The sequence below is a fragment of the Myroides sp. NP-2 genome, assembly GCF_014145665.1.
Taxonomy (GTDB): Bacteria; Bacteroidota; Bacteroidia; order Flavobacteriales; family Flavobacteriaceae; genus Flavobacterium.
Window position 1 is genome coordinate 131,081 of the sequence record NZ_JACHTD010000006.1, and the last position, 18,109, is coordinate 149,189.

Here is an 18,109-nt window from a genome sequence, read left to right on the forward strand (position 1 = left end):
TAATAGCACATAATTTATCAGTCTATTTTTGCTTGAAGTAAAAAAAGATAATGAAAGCAATTACATTAGAAGGATTTGGAGGGATTGAACATCTCCAGTATAAAGATATTCCTATCCCTAGACCCCAAGCGAATGAAGTACTCATTCAAACCAAAGCAATCAGCATAAATCCCGTAGATATAAAAGTTCGCACCCGTCAAGCGCCCTTAGCAGAACAGCTTCTTCAACATCACCCGTTGATTCTGGGATGGGATATTTCAGGGATTGTCATTGAAGTGGGGGCCTCAGTGACAGATTTTACCGTTGGAGATGAAGTTTTTGGCATGGTTAACTTTGTAGGTCATGGGCAAACCTATGCTGAATATGTAGCTGCCCCTGCCCATCATTTAGCGTTAAAACCCACCCATATTTCTCATTCAGAAGCTGCAGCGAGTACACTCGCCGCACTGACTGCTTGGCAAGCGTTTACGTCCTATGGAAAATTACGTCCTCATGATCGCTTGCTCATTCATGCCGCTGCTGGTGGTGTCGGCCATTTCGCCATACAAATCGCAAAATACCTCGGTGCTTACGTCATTGCTACTTCATCTACAACCAATAAGGATTTTGTACTTTCTTTAGGGGCTGATGAGCACCTAGACTACCGTCAGGTTGATTTTGAAAAAGAATTGAGCAACCTCGATTTTGTTCTAGAAGCCATAGGAGGTTCAAATTTTCAAAAGTCCGTTGCTATACTCAAACCATTTGGAACTATTGTCACCTTACCGTCTGGGCACACAAAAGAAGATGAACAAAAAGCACAAGCTAAGTTTTTACACGCTTGTTATTTTATGTCTGTGTATTCGAGTCAAGAGGATATGAAGCAAATTGCTCAACTATTAGCAGCAGGTCACATCAAACCTCATATCTCCCACCTTTATTCTTTTGAAGAATTACCACAAGCCCATCTACAACTAGAAAGCGGACATACCGTAGGAAAAACAGTAATTGAATTTTAACATGATACAACAAGATATTGCTATCGAATTAATGCAAGCCATAAACGAAAGCCCATATAGTCAAATTGACTATGATCATCTATTAGTTCATCATCCTGAGCAAATTCGCATTGAAGAACAACAACTAGCGAATAAAGAGGAGCCGCTGGATATTCCCGAAGGCTTAACCGTTGAAAATATAGTAATTCCCTCTCGCAACGCTGAACGGAGCATTCGTTTGAGAACCTATCGTCCTTCAAATCAAAGCAAGCTTCCTATACTGCTGTATTTCCACGGAGGAGCCTTTATTTATGGGACTCCTGAGCAATATGATTTTATTTTTTATCCATTGGCATTGGCTGTGAATATAGCAATTGTATCAGTGGATTACAGATTAGCCCCCGAGCATCCATTTCCAGCAGCCTTAGAAGATGGATATGATGCATTACTATGGTTAGTCCAAGAAGCGGGTCAATTGGGAGGAAATAAAGAGGATATCAGCCTTGGTGGAAGTAGTGCAGGGGGGACTATCGCTGCTTCTCTTGCTCATTTAGTCCGAGACAAACAAGAAATTGTTATACAGCATCAATATTTGCTATATCCCCCTATGGACCACCGTTTGCTCACGCCTTCCATGCAAACGTTAGCCCATGCCCCTATGCAAAGCAAACAAGCAGCTGCTTGGATGTGGCACTATTATTTAGGCACACATCAAGATCCTCCACTCCCCTATGCAGTACCTCTTTTGCAAGCGGATGTATCTCATCTGCCTCCAACTACGATTATCATAGCCGAAGCTGATCCGCTTAAAGATGAGGCGAAACAATATGCAGAACGCCTCCAACAAGCGGGCATTCCAACAACTCTTTTTAAAGTTAAAGGAGCTACGCATGTATTTGACTTTTTTCCAACAACTATGGCCCGCGAATTTTGGCAGCAACAAATTACCTATTTAAAATCTATTTTTATTCGATAACCCATGAATATACTAGTCATCAATGGACATCCTAATCCAACGAGTCTTACGACCTCTTTGGCACAAACATATATTGAAACTGCACAAAGTTTAGGTGCTTCAGTTCGTTATCTGCCGATCGGCGACCTACACTTTAATCCGAATCTTCAATACGGATATGCAAAACGCATAGAATTAGAACCCGATTTACTTCGTGCATTAGACGATATCAATTGGAGTACCCATCAGGTTTGGATATACCCGATGTGGTGGGTTGGCATGCCTGCAATTATGAAAGGATTTTTTGATCGTTTATTTTTACCGGGATTAGTGTTTAAGCATCATATGACCAAGCCTACCGAAGGACTTTTACAAGGTAAAACAGCACGTATTATAGTCACTATGGGTGATCTATCTCCAGAAATCCATCACTCCGTTTATCGCGATAGTGGCATCACTCCCTTACAAGAAGGCATATTAACCTATTGCGGTGTTCAAGTAGAAGAAGCCGAAGTATTTGGTCCTCTAAACGATTATAGTCCAGATGACATCCGTCAACTCCTCTTACAAATGAAAGAAAAAGCGAAAGAGGATGTGAAAAAATAGTATTCGGTCAAGGTAAAAAAACAACCTTGTTGAAAATGCGATGAGACCAGTAGCGCTTGGACGTAAAAACTCCCTCTTTGCAGGATCACATGATGCTGCACAAAGAGGGACGATGATTTATACTTTTATTGCTAATTGCAAAAAGTATGATGTTAATCCATACCAATGGCATAAAAATAGTACAGATCTATATCTTTAATAGCATACGATGCAGCGATATCACGAGCCATTTCTCCTAAATAATTCCCTCCAAAAAGAGCTACTTTACTTACTATACTAAAAGTATTTTTTGCTCTATTCCATTTTACTCTAGAGTTATACTTACCTATTGCTTTCTGATGGTTACTTGTATTATTAGCCCCTTGTCTAGTCCCATTTTTATTACTAAAAATATCTTTGTCCTTTTGCATCTGCTCAGCTAATTCAGGATTAGATACAACAGAGTTCCACTGTGTTTTACATTTAAAATCCTCGTCAATAACAATATCAATTTCTACTAAAAGAACTTTTTCTTTACTTCCTAACAAAACAGAAGATTGTACACGACGATTCTTATCTATTTGCAATTTTCTATAATCCGTACCTACATGATGGGTACAGACTACATAATTTCCTTCATATAAATAGCTACTCATCTTTTATATATTTGGGATTAATATACATGCGCATAGCCTTATGACCTTTTCCTAATGAAGTATGCACCTCTTGTCTTTCAAAACCGTATTGATTTACAAAAACTCGTAAAATATGTTGCACTTCAGCAAATTGATCAACATTAGATTGTTTTGAAGAAAGTCTAATGCCAAATTTAAATATAGTATTATCTGTGAAATAAAAACGCAAACTTCCTTTTCCCATATTTGAGTTTTGTCCTCTAATATCAGCCCCATAAATCTTCTCTATTTCCTCAATCTTTTTAGACAACACTAATTTTTCATTTTTATACACTTCCATATTATCATTTTCAAACACTATTTTTAAAGAATACTTAGTAAAGTAAATAGTGCCATAAACTAAAACTTGCCAAATTGCTCCCATTAGAATCACACGAGCAAGCATATTATGAGTAATAAGAATACTACCAATTAATAAAGCTATGTTAAGACTAATAAACATAAGCCCTAAAAGCCCTAAAAAACCAAGACTTGACGCTTTTAGACTAAACTCTTTCTCTATCTTTTTCATCTTTTTAATAATTCGAATTAATATACATAAACATATACTTACTTTTTCCCAACTTAGTATAATGATCTTGTTTAACGAAACCATATTCATCTATAAAATAACTAGGTTGAGTAAAATACACCAAGAACAAATTATCCTTCCCTACAGATGAAGCTGTGATGAAATCCGTATATTTGGCTGTAAGAGAAGCAACTAAAAAATGGTACATGCCTGTGAGAAACTGGGGAGTGATTATTGATCAATTCTTAATCCTATTTAAGAAAGGGTTAGACTCTAGAAAGTAAAACCTAACCCAAGCTTTATTTTTGAACTCACACACTTTAAGAGACAGTGCCTAATAAATTATAAAACACTAAAAATTTTTCCAAAAAATAAAATCATTAATATTAATGGAAATGCATAAATCATCCCTGCCATTCGTATCAGATTATCACTAAATTTATGTTTTTCTTGTATTTTATGTTTTTTTAAATATAATTCTATTTCAGACATATAGTTGACATCAATATGCAATACATGTTTCTTTCCTTTCTTAGTCTTAATTCGAAATAAAAAATACTTTTCTATATTTGTACACATATAGTAATCCTGTATATCACTTAGATTTACTACTCTGTCTTTATAAATCATACGCTCTGGAGTGAATGTTACCACTATAGCTGTCTCATTAAGATGCTTAACCATATATCTAAATAACAATCCTCCTACTGCTGCTACTAATATTAACCGGGTGCTTTTATTATAAGAGGCTGCCAACATAGCAGGTGCTATTACTGGTATCCACATATATAATACTTTTAGCGATGTATAATAATTAAAAGCTTTTATATCTATTAACTCTTTTAAATTCTTCTTGTTATCTACTTCTTTATACTGATTCTGCGGCCAATCTTTTCTCATCCCTATTTTATTTAACCTATAAATCCACTTGCTTTAATTCAAACTTAGAAATAATTTGATAATTATTCTTTACCTGTTCACTCATTGTAATACTCGCAGATTTCTAATTCTTTTTTGTTTCAGTATCCATTAGTTTTAATAAATAAGGCATTCTATACTCTCCATGCATTTGTTGGATATATTCTTTTGCTTTATTCAATTCAATACCAACTGCTGAGACATATAAAGGCTTTTTACTTTCTCCTCTATAGACCTGCGCTACAAGCTGAGCAGAAGTAAAAAAATATGACTTAGCTACACCTATTACAGGTATTTTAGTGTCTAAAGCTTCAAATACATAACTACCCAATCCCTTTTTTTTATGGTCATCTAAATAAACATAACCATCTACTATAATCAATTCAATGTACTCTCGATTAAGCGTATTTACCAATTCTAAAATACATGGTAGCTCTCTTTTATAGAAAGCTCCTGGCTCATACTCTTTCTGTAGAGGTAACAACTTTTCTATAATATCTATAGGAGCTTTTGAATCAAAAGATTCAAACAAAACACCTACTACCTTTGCCCCAGTCTCGTAGTAGTACACATCTACTGCTAATATCATATTTAGATTTTTTAATCTTACAACGACTTCAAATATTATAAGGAGGTCTTAAATAAGGGTTATCTCTTTTAAACTCATATTCTACCAATTCCTTATCAGATAGTTCTAACAACATTCTTATATACTTCGGTAGTCTTTCATAAGACATATTAGTTATTATCTTATCACCTTCGGGTATTTTGTCCCCTTTAGTTACATCGTAGTAAAATTTTTGAACATTAATTATCTCATAATTATGACCTATTTCTAAATATTTCACTAATCTACCATTATAGTTTATACTTACTGATGTAAGGTATCCCTTCTCAAATTCTTTTGAGATTCCAAACTCAATATTTCCTCTACACTCACTAATCAGTATCAATTCTTCTTCTTCATTATACACATGCTCCAATCCATTTTTTAAACCATCTATAAATTCTGCTTCACTTTCTATCTTACCTTGCCATTTATTATATATTACTCCCGTATAAGGCTTCGTTAATTCCGGGTCTAAATAGTATGTTACTATCCCATTTACATCATTCTCTACATAAAATGAATCATCAATATCTTCTAATCTCATCATTTTTTTTTATATTATTTGTGTCCATGTAGTTGAATTCCATCAGTCAATTATTCACACTTGGCGTGTAATATTTAGAACACTCAAGATGTACTTGCTCTGGGGCATACTTTGTTATTGTCTTTTGAGCACAACTACGTACTTCTAAGTTCAAAAAAAGAAGAACATATATACTCCTCTGCATAATCAACGGATTACTTCTAATGGTGCTCCTGCCTTAGGGCGGTGGAGATACATAAAGTATTGTGTCGCATCACCATTACTATCTTCTCTCATTAATGCAGAGAAATTAATATAATACTTATCTTCCATTTTGGCTAATTTTACAATCTTTCCATTACCATAAAATTTCATTTGGTAACCAAAGAAGATAAAGGGAGCTTTCTCGTTAACATCTTCTACAAGACCATTAACTATAGCTTTAGATTTATATTCCTTATTCTGATATAGAGATTGTGCTATTTCATATTGTCTCTTATAATACTTCCCTGCTAATCCATTAACATCTTGACTTTCGTAAAGATGTATTAAATCCTTATAAAATACTTCAACTTCTTTTAGCAATTCTTCTTTATTCTCTTTAGACAAATCAACACTATTAGTCCATCCCTGCACTTCATGCTCATAGGGCACTTCTGGAGCATCAAAGAATAAATTAATCTCATAGAATGGTACTTTGCCTTCCTTCTTAGACATCTCATAGGTAAAAACATCTTTAAAGTCTTTAACCTTCTGTTGACTATAATCGCCATAATTAATACTTAGCTTTAATTCTGCTAAAGACAAATCTATTTCTTTCCCCATATTAAACTCATCATCCACAGGAGGTGTCATTCGCACAGTCAGAGATTGTTTACCTGGTTTTAAGATAGCCTCATTTATAGGTATTGATCCTGTAATAATTCCTGGATCATAATTAAATTTAATAGGATAATCATTTACTAACAACTCAAAACTAAAATTAGCGGCTGTAGCTATATGTAGTGTGTACTCTGGATTATACTTGTATCTCTTTACTTCTTTATAGATATTGGCTACTTTCTGTACATTTTCCATATCGATTATTTCTTCTTTTGTTATTGTCTTTTGAGCACAACTATTTAGCCCTATACTCAAAAAAAAAACGATTAATACTCTTTTCATTTTTTTATGATTTTAAATAAAATTTGTCTGTCTTACCAGTCCATTCAGCAAATGTTGTTTTTCCTTCTATCTCTTTTTTATAACCTGCAACTTTCTCTGCTTTTTTATTATCTTTCTCTTTTCTTAACTCAACAACAATCATAGCAGAGAATTCTAACAATATTCCCTCAAAAATAAGTTCTGTTTGCATATAGACTCCTTTGCGGTCAACACCTAAACTAAAATTTGTTCCTAATCCTGAACTAGCTCCTGCACTAAATCCTAACTTAGCTATTGCTTTATAGTTCAAAATTTGCTTAGTACTGGATAAATTAAGTTTTAGTTCTAATTTTACCTGGATTGATGCCCCTCCTTTTGCGGATATATCCTTGAAACCCGCTAACATATTATGTTGAAAACCTACTTCTGCTTTAATTTGACCAGACACTATAAAATCTAAATTAAAACAACTATCATCATCAGCTAACAAGTCCATTAGAATATCAACAGTCTTTAATAATGCATATGCAATAGGATGTTTTCGAGCTACCAATTCTAGAATATCCCATCTTATAGATGTACCTACTAAAGGGCTAGCACTCAAATTAATATCAATCCCTAATCCTTGCCTCCCTACTAATGAAGGATATTCTTTAGAATCAATAGCTTCATAAAACCATGAGCCTGCAAAAGCAATTTTGGGATATAGAATTTCATATTCTACAGATTTTCGGCCTTTATAAAACAGATTCCGATCTAATAAATCCCTGTTTTCACCAATGGCTGTAAAAGCTTTATCGACCTTTTTAATTATATCATCCGAAACCTCAGATTGATAATACTGCTTTAACTTAGGTAGGGTATCTTCCTTCCATCTTTTGACTATCTCTGTGTCATTGGATATTGAGTCTATCTTTCCATTTGAAGTTGTCATAAGTTCTAAAGGATACATAGTTTTATCCATTTTTTCAAACATCTGTTCTACTACTCTTTCAACTCCTTTATTATTGATAAACACTCGTTCTTTAAATAGAGTGACTTTTTGTTGATTTCGATTGACCTTTATCTTATAATGAATTTGAAGTTGCTTAGGTGAGTACTTTATGTGCACCCCATATTCCTTATCCGAAGTTATAGATTGTAACCGAAGTTGTGTACTAGCTAGGGTAATGTCTTGCCTAGTCAGATAGTTATCCGCAGGCATATACACAGACTCTAAATATTTAGGAAAGGAGATGCTCAATAAATCCACTACAGAGCAGCGAGCATTGTGAAACTCTACCAACTCCTGCATAGTGATATCGTACTCTGCAGCTAAATCTTCTAGGGTAGGATAGCCTTTTGTTTTCACTCTTATAAAATCTTCTTTCATATACCACTAGCTTTCACATCTAAGTTTAAGTTTTTTTTCAATCCTTTTCTAGTAAACATACCTAATACTTCAAACACTCAGTTTTAAAACAATGATGAATCCCACTCTATCAGATCATTTACATTCTTCTCATCTGGCTTTGACAACTCAAAGTTTAATTTATATACTTCATCTTTTAAGACAGATTTAAATACTCTAACCTTATCATCAGATGTAATAAAAAACCTATATCCATATCCATTATGTTTATACTGTCCACTATCTAGAGTCAAGAGAACTTTAGAAACATCAAATTCATTAATAATAACATTAGAGAATCCGAATGGATTGAAACTCGTAGTGTATACAGTACTTGTATCTAAATCTATTTTATTAAATCTATAGGTATTAACAAGTCCTACACTAGGTTCAGACAAGCTATAAATCACATTATCAAGGATTTTAATATCAGTAAACTCTTCTGTTCTATTAATCAATCTCTGGGAACTCAATTAAATATTCTTCTCGCATCAACTTACCTGTCTCATAATTATAGCACAATAATACTTTACCAAAACCTAATTTCTTCATTACCTCCCATTCCTTACTTTTCCAATTAATATCTATTTCTAAACGCTTTACGTCTTCCCTATCATAGGGATTGATGTAAAAATAATTACTCTGTCTTTCATTACTTTGTCCTATCATTTCCAACTCTCTTCTAAGTAATTCTTCTTTAATCATTTCTTCTCCTATTAAATTAGTGGTTAGTACTTCTGCATTAATCGCTCTTTCAATAGTCAAAGTATTATAGTTACCAATACCAACTCTAGTCTTTTCTAATTTGCTTATTAAACTATCTAAATTAAAAGGTAAAGCATCATACTTTTCTGCATAATCCTCTATTTTTACAATATTTCCTTCTTTATTAAAGAATTTAAAAACTCCATACTTAAAACCTAGAAAAATTTTACATAATCTCTCTCTCTCAACATGAATGAGACCTAAGCTATTATATTGTCTAGTAAAAAAATACAAATTTGGAACAGGAGGAAGAAAACTTTTTAAATAATACCGTTCTTTTTCTCGTAGTACAAATATTGATTTTTCTTCTATAATTGTATCTGATATAGAACTATACCTAGTAAATTTCCTCTTACTAGAATCACTATTCCCTCCACTACTTACAAAATCATTAAAATTTTTTATATCAAATGTATCAATCTTCACATTAACAATATTACTTTTTTGATTAACTTTTAACTCATTACATGAAACATTTATAAAAAACAAAACCAACAAAAAATATTTCATAATTTATCATTTAATTTTCGCCATTGCCAAATTGTTGTTGTAAACCGATTCTTATTCTTATGGTGGCTATAATCCATTATATTATCAGTTTTATATATCTCAAATGTATATCCTGCATCATTATCAAAACTATGATATAACCCCATTACATGTAATAATTCATGGCTAACTGTAGTAGTATTATCTCTATTTCCAAACACTACGACTGCTTTTTCATTGCCAACACCTCCAGCTATACCATTTAAGTTTTTTGAATTTGGAACAGAGTATACCCTATAATACATGTTATAAATGTCATTTTCTTTTTCATTCATGAAAATATCATCAAAATAATGCACAATTGATCTAATATTAGAATCATCTAACACTTTTTTATCACCCTTCGTTTTTGCAGTAAAAAAAATCTCATCATACCAATTACTTTCTACAACTAAGTCATCAGATAATTCCTCTATATCAGGAAGGATGTAAGCTTGATTTAACGAATTTCTTAACACTAATATTTCCTCTGGAGAAATGTCTTTTTGTCCATCAATTGTAGGATATGACACATTTATCAGTAAAATTTTAACATTTTTAATCTCACCATTTTTAACAATCACTAATTCACCAACAATACTTTTTATACCATCTTCTATTTTTACAATTTTAATACTTTGATTTTTGTTAAAAGATTTCAAAGCTCTAATTGTTATTGCATTAGCATTATAGTATGTTCCTTCTTCGCTAGGATGAGATTGATTCAATATTACAGTAAATAATTCTTTATTATAATCAAATTCAACAGAATCAGTAATTTTACTTATTCTATAATATAAATCTAATGTAACTTCCTGTCCACCTAGTAATGTTAAAAACGGTATATAATATTTTTCTCTAATTGAACTAATAACATTATATTCTTTAACACATTTAAAATATTCTTGAAAACTTTTTATAAATTTTGCTTTTTTACTTGTTGCATAGTGCATTCCATACTTTCCTACTATATCGGAATATCTCTCATCTACTTGAACCGTACTATCTGTACCATTTCTAACCCAATCGAAACCAAACTCCCCTTTCCATGTCCTGTTAGGACGAAAATGGACAATATAAGATTCTTCATAAACCAATATGGGAATTAACGGCTTTCCATACTTCACACCACTCTCTGCACCTACTTGACTGACTACTTCTTCTGAACTATTAATAATTTCTTTTTGAGCATAAGCATAACTATTTCCTCCTGTAGTTTCGATAATATCTCCTTCAACCTCTCTAATCTTCATCTCTAATTATTTTTAGATTTTTCACCTGAATTATTCTGTATTTCTTGTGCCGAATGCTGTTCTATATTTCCAGTACTTTGGTTCATAATCTTCCCATTGCTAACATTAACTCTATCTTCCTCTGTATGAGACTCTAGATTTCCTTTAATATACTCTACCATTTTTCCCAATACATTAGTCATATAGTTAGCACCTATGTTTAGATTCTTCATAAGTCCTACTCGCTCAGAACTATTCATCATAACTGTTTCTGTTTTATTCATAGTCACAGTCGTAGTCATATTCTCAGCTACATTGATATTTAGATTCTTACTGTTGAGTGTCATCGTCTCAGGAGCTGTAACAGTTATATTCTTGTTTCCATCCATATACCATACATTCCCACTTGGATCTTTTATAGTAATACTACCTTCGTTATCCTCATCATCTATCTGTATAGTAACTCCACTTCGTGTGGTTATAGTTTTTAAATGATTATTAGTTCCTCCTCCTGCTCCTATACCTCCATGGAATAAACCTCCCATTACAAAAGGTCTATCAGGGTGGTTACCTACAAAACTGATCATCACTTGATCTCCCTCTTCTGGTATAGCTACAAACCCTCTGTTAGAACCTACCTTATCACTACTACCTGCATCTGGTGTCATCACGCGAATCCACTCTGTACTTTGACCTCTATACTGCCAATCAAATTGTACTTGTACTCTGCCTTTTCCTTGTGGGTCAGCATTGCTAACTACTGTAGCTATCTGTTGTTCCACTGTAGGATGATTAAAATCTATACGTGGGATAAACCCCGTTTGTGCATCCACAGCTTCAAAGTAGCCATGATACTTACCTAAAGTGTCTACCGTATGGGTAATATCAGTAATCATCAGAGTAGTGAAGTGGTTACTCTGTTTAGTTAACGGATCTAACATATCTAGTTCTACTATACAACCTGGATATAAAAAGGGCACTGTGGTCACGCCTGAGGTTATAAACACATGAAGTCCTTCACTACCTATAACTCCTTTCTGAGCTTGTAATACATCTTGATCTGTAGATGCTTTCATTGGTGCTAATTGCAGGGAAGGTGCTGTGAATATATCCTCTGATTTCTGATACGCTACTTTGGCTAGTGTTCCCTTGACATCTAGTTTCGTTTCACCTGCTGCACTTAGTTTTTGATTGGTATAACTATTATATCCATATAGTTGTCTATTAACATGACGAGCTTGCATGCGTATTTGGATATCTTCTACATCTCTACCATATACCAGCTGTATAGGTTCTTCTCCAACAGGTAAATCTCCAAAATACAACTGTTCTCCATCATAAAAAAACTGTTCTCCATAAGCCTCTGCCATACGAGCTAGATAATTATAGGCAGTCTCGTTATACTGACATGAATAAGATAAATTACAATTCTTACTAGACCTTATAAATGACTTATACTTGCCATTACGCTCATAACCTTCTTTTAATATACTGTGTACTATAGAACTAAGGGACTCTGGCTCTAAGCCGCCAAAGCTCTGAATATGAGGAGCCATATCAAGTAATATGGTCGGACTGTATCCTTTTAGTACAAGATAGCCACGACTTCCATGAGCTTGTTTAAAACTTACATCGGTAACGATTCCATAAAAATCTCGCTCTGGCTTTTCTTTGATATTTTTATAGTTTAAAGTCACTAATATGCGTTTTCCTAAAAGATTTTGAGCCTGACTCATCTGATACGTTTCTTCTACACCTAGTGCATCATGACTGAGCTCCAATGTAAACTCATGGTGTTTCTTTACACTCTGTTTAAGCTCAAAATGCTTATAGTTTTTAAGCACTTTTCCATCTACTACTATGGTTAAATCAACCAGGTGATTCACCCCTGGTATGAAGTGATTTAATATAGCAACCGCATTACTAATAGCACTATTACCTGTATTAATATTACTGATTTGACTTAAAGGCTGTGGTGTGTCTACTCTGCCATTTATTCCTTCAATCTGATGTTGATATGCAGATGTCTTACCCATCACACTACCAGCAGTTCCATAGGCAGTAGAGGCAAAGCCTGCTATCTCTTGTGGGTGAATAAGTACCTTTTCTTCTACTAAATCCTCTGTTTTTTCCGTTGCTTTTTCCGTTGCATACTCATTTGTAGCATCACTTAGTATCCCCTTGCTTTGTCCTGGGATTTCTTTAAAATTCTCTTTCATAGTCATTTTCTTTTTCTTCTTTGGTAAGCAATTAAAAAACAACAAGCTTGACAAGCAACATTTAAATTAAAAGACTAAATAGAGCATGGTAATTTAGCGCTGTTTTTGCTCGTCCTAACTCTTGATTAAGCACTTAGCCAGTTCCTTGGTAAGTTTAATTTTCATAATTGATAGATGCCTCACACCGAATGCCACTACCGTTCGAGCTACTCGTATTGAAGGTTCAATACTTTTGTGCTTCTCTCTCATTGAATTGATAGATAGCACTTCGTGTATGCCCTTAACCTTATGAATTACATGACTCAAACCTAAAAACAAATTTTTTTACAAAAAAGCAATTGGGTAAAATCTTGAAAAAATAGGGGGATTCTACGCATAATATTTTGTTAAAGAAGTGTTTTGAAGATGCGCTATTTTAAATATATATAAATGATTACCAATTAATTAGCACCTAAATCCAAGCTCAAAAGTATCCATTGCTATAAAACATGGACCAAACAGAAGCCAATTGAAGAAATTTTGATAAAGGTATTTTTAGCCTTATAGTCCAAATGACATCCGTCAATTCCTCTTACAAATGAAAGAAAAAGCGAAGGAGGAGGTGAAAGAATAGTATTCGACCAAGGTAAAAAAACAACCTTGTTGAAAATGCGATTAGTGGACTTGCTAACTTAGTCTGGACAAAGAGTTAAGCATAAAAACTTATCCTTGAACTAAGAAAATAATTAAAAAGACCTACAATACTGCTTTTAAGAAGCAAGCCGTTGAACTGGCTAAAGAAAGAACAAGCAAATCAGAATTAGCTCGAAAACTTGGAATTCGAGCCACTTTATTGTATAAATGCTCTAAAGAAGCTCAAGAATTTGGAGATGGTAGTTTTCCAGGCAATGGCAAACAAAAGCTTACACCAGAACAAGAAAGAATAAAAGAGATAGAAAAAAGTGAGCAGCTGTTGAATTAGAACATGAAATAATAAAAAAAGCAATTACATCAAAAAACAAACAACTAAAAATCAGACCAATACCCCTATAATAGGTATATAAATTATATTTTATTCCTTTTTATTTGTTTTGTATCATAATTAGTTTGTATATTTGCACCACAATAGCGCGGGATAGAGCAGTAGGCAGCTCGTCGGGCTCATAACCCGAAGGTCACAGGTTCGAGTCCTGTTCCCGCTACAAAGCCAAAAAGACTTAATCATTTGATTAAGTCTTTTTTTTGTACTTAAGAGTTAAGCATTTTAACTACCTATAGTCTCTTCTATCGTTGGGCGTGCACGATCACCCGCCATAACTTCTAAAATTAAGCTTTTTACGTTTTCATTGACTTCATCTTGAGGTTCTAATACCAATGCTTCCTCAATTAAAGCCAACGCTTCATGATCGCGTTCTGCCAAAACCAAATTCATGGCATGATTACCCATCAAAGCAAAATCATCAGGTTTTCGCTTCATGGATGCTGCTGAATAGTACAGCGCTTTTTCCAAATCGCGTAAGTGAACGGCTTCTAAAGCAGCTTCCATCGGAATGGAGTGGTTTTCTTGGTTAATTGCAAACGCTTGTTCCAATAGAACGAGAGCCTCTTCATGACGTCCTAAACGCTGCAGGGCTTTAGCCATCAATACCATACTCGGCCAATGGTCTTCAATTAAAAGCAAACACTGCTGAAAGTAATCCACTGACTCCTCCAACTTCTTTTGATCTGCAGGATCCAATACCTCCATGCGGTATCCGCCTAATAGAATTAGTCCTTCTTGTTTGTCACAAGCTAAATTGTAAAGATTCGAGAATTTCTCCGTTCGAATTCGCTCAGCCTCATCCGCATCAATGCGATCGTAAATTGTCCCATTCATCAGCTGTTCGATCTCCTCAGGAACCAGGTCTTTCCCATAAGGGGAATAAGGATTCAAAATAAACGATGCCCCTTTGGTCATAGCGAATAAATCTTGTCCTTTTAAACTAATATAGGATACTTTTTCCTTGATGATCTCTTGATCAAATATGCGGTTCAACGAAGTAAAAACAGGAATTTTACCTCCCTCAAAAGAGACCAATTTCAATTTGCTGTTTTCTTCTACGATTTGTTCTCCTTCGGCTACTTCTAAATAATCAGGAGTCAACACAATCAATTGGTTCCAGATTAACTTTTGATAAAAATACTTTTGAGCATCAACATTGGAAGATGCTTCCATTAAATAGCGCTCTAACTCGTTTTCTGGGAAGGTTGATTTATTTTCTTTTTTCTTTTTAAAAAGATCTAATAGTTTCATTTCTACACACTTAATTAATACCCCCTATACCAAAGCTGGCTTGCTTTCTGTATTTAGGTCTATCTTTTTTCATTCGACAACTATTAAAGATACGACAAAGCCAAGCGTCCTTCCAAACACTTAACAATACATTAGAACTAAAAAAACGGATATAGGATTAAAAGATCACCAAGTCCAATATGCTAAATGCAGCTATAAGCACCATCGTATTAATTATCTGCTACTGATCTTCGCTCCTGATTTAAAATTTTCTTTGGTTTTGGTACGCAGTTTAACGACTGTAACTGGTTTTTCAAAGCCCAATTGATCCAAAACAACAACTTCAGAATCTAAGATAAAATTTTTGTCTATCAATACATATTCAGGCTTAACATTCAATACGGTTTGATTGAGCAAAAAAACAACATGACTATCCACTAATCCAGCATCTTTCGACCATTCTTGTAAGGTGAGTAATTGCAGTTGTTTAGCATCCTTGGTTTCCATTTTAATTTTGCGATCGTAGGTAAATCCATCCATTGCAAAAGCTCCTTTTTCCAGCGTAATATCTTTGATCATTTTAGGATTCAATCCTAAGCTACTATAACCTGAATAAACTTGATTCTGAATCTCTATTACATAAGAATAATTGTGTTGATTCAAATCGGCTAGATTAAACGTAGCTGTCGCAACAGCGGAAGGGTTGAGTTTTTCTTTAGATTGCGCAACAGTAGCGCTGCTCCATAGTCCTAGTGTACTTAGACAAATAAGGTAAAAAATGCGTTTCATAATCTTTATTTTCTCTTAAAAATAAACAAAAAACACCTAAAAAACACAGAACATAAAAAAAGGTTTGAGCGAATTGCACAAACCTTTTCTATATTCTCCTTTACATTAGCTCTGCAGCAACATCTTCCCATTCCTGCATCAATGCCTCTACTTTCTTTTTATTCTTCTCATATGCGCTAAAAAAAGCTTCATCTTGCATGAGTTTCTCATAATCTACTGCTAAACGCTCATCGTCTTTGGCGATTTTCTTTTCCAACTCACTGATCTCACTTTCAATTTTACTCAATCGATTTTGCAGTGTTTTCTGCTTTTTTTGATCCTCATATGATAAAGCCTCCGCTTTTTTCTCTGCCACTTTTACCACTTGAGGTTCTTGTTTATCGCTTTTCTTTTCAATTTCACGCATGTTTTGCGCTTTGCGTTCTTCCAAGAAATAATTAATATCTCCAAGGTATTCTTTGATTTTTTGATCTTTGAACTCGTAGACAAGATTGGTCAATCCTTGTAGGAAATCACGGTCATGCGACACTAAAATCAAGGTTCCTTTAAAATTCAGCAAGGCCTGTTTCAACACATTCTTCGATTTAATATCCAAGTGGTTGGTCGGCTCATCCATTAGTAATACATTAATAGGCGAAAGAAGCATACGACACAGAGCCAAGCGATTTCGCTCGCCTCCAGATAGCACTTTTACTTTCTTTTCAACATCATCTCCTCTAAATAAGAAAGCACCAAGCATATCGCGCACTTTTACGCGATTCCCATCGGTTGCAGCGTCTAACATCGTATCTAAAAGTGTTTTTTCTCCATCCAAATAATCCGCTTGATTCTGTGCGAAATACCCGATTTGTACGTTATGTCCTAATTTGATCGAGCCTTCATAGTCAAATTCATTCATCACTGCTTTGATCAACGTTGATTTTCCTTGACCATTTTGTCCGACAAAGGCAATTTTACTGCCGCGTTCTATTAAAAAATTGACGTCTTTAAAAATAACCTTATCGCCAAAGCGCTTGGTAACACCTTCCATTTCCAATACTACCTTACCTGGGTCGATACTCACCGGAAACGATATGTTCATAACTGCATTGTCGTCTTCATCGACCTCAATACGCTCTACTTTATCCAATTTTTTGATCAGCGATTGCGCCATAGACGCTTTGGTTGCTTTATAGCGGAAACGCTCAATCAACTTCTCTGTTTCTTCAATTTTCTTCGCTTGATTTTTTTGCGCCGCCAATTGCATTTCGCGCAATTCTTCGCGTAGAATTAAATATTCAGAATAAGGCTTGTCGAAATCGTATATCTTTCCTAATGAAATTTCAATGGTGCGATTCGTTACATTATCTAGGAACATTTTATCGTGGGAAATAATAACTACAGCTCCAGGATAGCTTCTTAAAAACTGTTCCAACCAAATTATACTCTCAATATCCAAGTGGTTGGTTGGCTCATCCAGTAAAAGCACATCATTGTCTTGTAGTAATAATTTTGCTAATTCGATGCGCATACGCCATCCCCCAGAGAAAGTATCCGTTAGATTTTCGAAATCCTCTCGTTTAAACCCCAATCCTTGCAAAATACGCTCCGTATTTCCCACGTAGTTATATCCGCCAATGATTTCAAAACGGTGGGTTAAATCACTTAATTTCTCAATCAATTCGGAATAGGATTCCGATTCGTAATCAGTACGTTCGGCTAACTCTTTATTTACTTTATCTAAAGTAGCTTCTACTATTTTAATCTCTTCAAAAGCTTGGTAAGCCTCTTCTAAAACCGTTCTACCAGGAATGAAGTCAATATCCTGACGTAAGAACCCGATTTTTAGCTCTTTTTCCATAGCGATACTCCCCGTATCTGGTTCCATATCTCTAGACAAAAGTTTCAGCATTGTTGATTTTCCAGCGCCATTCTTTCCTACTAACCCAACGCGATCACCAGCACCAATTCTGAATGTAACGTTTTCAAATAAATATTCGCCTGAAAACGAAACAGACAAATTATGTATATTCAACATA

General features: G+C 34.4%; 18 protein-coding genes, 1 tRNA gene and 2 pseudogenes. 7 read left to right on the forward strand and 14 right to left on the reverse strand.

The features are described 5' to 3' along the window. Positions 1-50: 50 nt before the first annotated feature. The 4 genes and pseudogenes from H4K35_RS07855 to H4K35_RS07870 all read left to right on the forward strand — a co-directional run. Positions 51-998, forward strand: a complete 948-nt coding sequence (locus H4K35_RS07855) for an NADP-dependent oxidoreductase (protein WP_182626817.1) — start codon at positions 51-53, stop codon at positions 996-998. A gap of 1 nt (position 999) precedes the next feature. Further along, on the forward strand, positions 1,000-1,953 hold the full coding sequence (locus H4K35_RS07860; RefSeq protein ID WP_182626818.1) for an alpha/beta hydrolase: 954 nt from the start codon (positions 1,000-1,002) through the stop codon (positions 1,951-1,953). 3 nt (positions 1,954-1,956) lie between these two features. Continuing rightward, the gene (locus H4K35_RS07865; RefSeq protein WP_182626819.1) at positions 1,957-2,538 is read left to right on the forward strand and encodes an NAD(P)H-dependent oxidoreductase; all 582 of its coding nucleotides are present in this window, start codon (positions 1,957-1,959) and stop codon (positions 2,536-2,538) included. 19 nt (positions 2,539-2,557) lie between these two features. Further along, positions 2,558-2,707, forward strand: a pseudogene (locus H4K35_RS07870) (transposase); the annotation flags it as partial. On the opposite strand, the gene H4K35_RS07875 reads toward H4K35_RS07870, so the two are convergent. Beyond that, positions 2,691-3,173 carry a hypothetical protein gene (locus H4K35_RS07875; RefSeq protein WP_182626820.1) on the reverse strand — a complete coding sequence of 161 codons (483 nt, stop codon included), beginning with the start codon at positions 3,171-3,173 and terminating at the stop codon, positions 2,691-2,693. The pseudogene H4K35_RS07870 and the gene H4K35_RS07875 overlap by 17 nt on opposite strands. After that, the gene (locus H4K35_RS07880) at positions 3,166-3,723 is read right to left on the reverse strand and encodes a hypothetical protein (protein WP_182626821.1); all 558 of its coding nucleotides are present in this window, start codon (positions 3,721-3,723) and stop codon (positions 3,166-3,168) included. Before H4K35_RS07880 ends, H4K35_RS07875 begins: the two co-directional genes overlap by 8 nt. Positions 3,724-3,836: 113 nt before the next feature. On the opposite strand from H4K35_RS07880, the pseudogene H4K35_RS15790 reads away from it, so the two are divergent. Then, positions 3,837-4,007, forward strand: a pseudogene (locus tag H4K35_RS15790) (IS256 family transposase); the annotation flags it as partial. Positions 4,008-4,065: 58 nt separating this feature from the next. Here the strand turns inward: H4K35_RS15790 and H4K35_RS07890 are convergent. From H4K35_RS07890 to H4K35_RS07930, 9 genes are all read right to left on the reverse strand, one after another. Then, a complete protein-coding gene (locus H4K35_RS07890) occupies positions 4,066-4,623 on the reverse strand; it encodes a hypothetical protein (RefSeq protein ID WP_182626823.1) in 558 nt (185 codons plus the stop codon). Positions 4,624-4,726: 103 nt separating this feature from the next. Continuing rightward, the gene (locus H4K35_RS07895) at positions 4,727-5,230 is read right to left on the reverse strand and encodes an endonuclease V (protein WP_182626824.1); all 504 of its coding nucleotides are present in this window, start codon (positions 5,228-5,230) and stop codon (positions 4,727-4,729) included. A 28-nt stretch (positions 5,231-5,258) separates the two neighbouring features. After that, positions 5,259-5,798 (reverse strand): hypothetical protein, encoded by a 540-nt coding sequence (locus H4K35_RS07900; RefSeq protein WP_182626825.1) that lies wholly within the window; start codon positions 5,796-5,798, stop codon positions 5,259-5,261. A gap of 183 nt (positions 5,799-5,981) precedes the next feature. After that, complete coding sequence (locus H4K35_RS07905) at positions 5,982-6,938, reverse strand: hypothetical protein (protein WP_182626826.1); 957 nt, start codon at positions 6,936-6,938, stop codon at positions 5,982-5,984. Between the two features lie 4 nt (positions 6,939-6,942). Continuing rightward, entirely contained in the window at positions 6,943-8,289 is a 1,347-nt protein-coding gene (locus tag H4K35_RS07910) for a hypothetical protein (protein ID WP_182626827.1), read from the reverse strand. Between the two features lie 83 nt (positions 8,290-8,372). After that, complete coding sequence (locus H4K35_RS07915) at positions 8,373-8,765, reverse strand: hypothetical protein (RefSeq protein WP_182626828.1); 393 nt, start codon at positions 8,763-8,765, stop codon at positions 8,373-8,375. Next, positions 8,758-9,582, reverse strand: a complete 825-nt coding sequence (locus H4K35_RS07920; RefSeq protein WP_182626829.1) for a hypothetical protein — start codon at positions 9,580-9,582, stop codon at positions 8,758-8,760. The genes H4K35_RS07915 and H4K35_RS07920 overlap by 8 nt, the downstream gene beginning before the upstream one ends. Beyond that, positions 9,579-10,853: a hypothetical protein gene (locus tag H4K35_RS07925; protein ID WP_182626830.1), complete on the reverse strand. Its 1,275-nt coding sequence runs from the start codon at positions 10,851-10,853 to the stop codon at positions 9,579-9,581. Before H4K35_RS07925 ends, H4K35_RS07920 begins: the two co-directional genes overlap by 4 nt. 2 nt (positions 10,854-10,855) lie before the next feature. Beyond that, entirely contained in the window at positions 10,856-13,093 is a 2,238-nt protein-coding gene (locus tag H4K35_RS07930; RefSeq protein WP_255492399.1) for a type VI secretion system Vgr family protein, read from the reverse strand. A 727-nt stretch (positions 13,094-13,820) separates the two neighbouring features. Here H4K35_RS07930 and H4K35_RS15905 point away from each other — a divergent pair. Both H4K35_RS15905 and H4K35_RS07940 read left to right on the forward strand, forming a co-directional pair. Continuing rightward, positions 13,821-14,012, forward strand: a complete 192-nt coding sequence (locus H4K35_RS15905) for a transposase (protein ID WP_220497668.1) — start codon at positions 13,821-13,823, stop codon at positions 14,010-14,012. Positions 14,013-14,159: 147 nt separating this feature from the next. Next, positions 14,160-14,232, forward strand: a tRNA-Met gene (locus H4K35_RS07940). Between the two features lie 62 nt (positions 14,233-14,294). Here the strand turns inward: H4K35_RS07940 and H4K35_RS07945 are convergent. The 3 genes from H4K35_RS07945 to H4K35_RS07955 form a co-directional block, all read right to left on the reverse strand. Next, a complete protein-coding gene (locus tag H4K35_RS07945; RefSeq protein ID WP_182626831.1) occupies positions 14,295-15,323 on the reverse strand; it encodes an SseB family protein in 1,029 nt (342 codons plus the stop codon). Positions 15,324-15,536: 213 nt separating this feature from the next. Continuing rightward, the gene (locus H4K35_RS07950) at positions 15,537-16,091 is read right to left on the reverse strand and encodes a hypothetical protein (RefSeq protein WP_182626832.1); all 555 of its coding nucleotides are present in this window, start codon (positions 16,089-16,091) and stop codon (positions 15,537-15,539) included. 100 nt (positions 16,092-16,191) lie between these two features. Beyond that, complete coding sequence (locus tag H4K35_RS07955; RefSeq protein WP_182626833.1) at positions 16,192-18,108, reverse strand: ABC-F family ATP-binding cassette domain-containing protein; 1,917 nt, start codon at positions 18,106-18,108, stop codon at positions 16,192-16,194. Position 18,109: the final 1 nt, after the last annotated feature.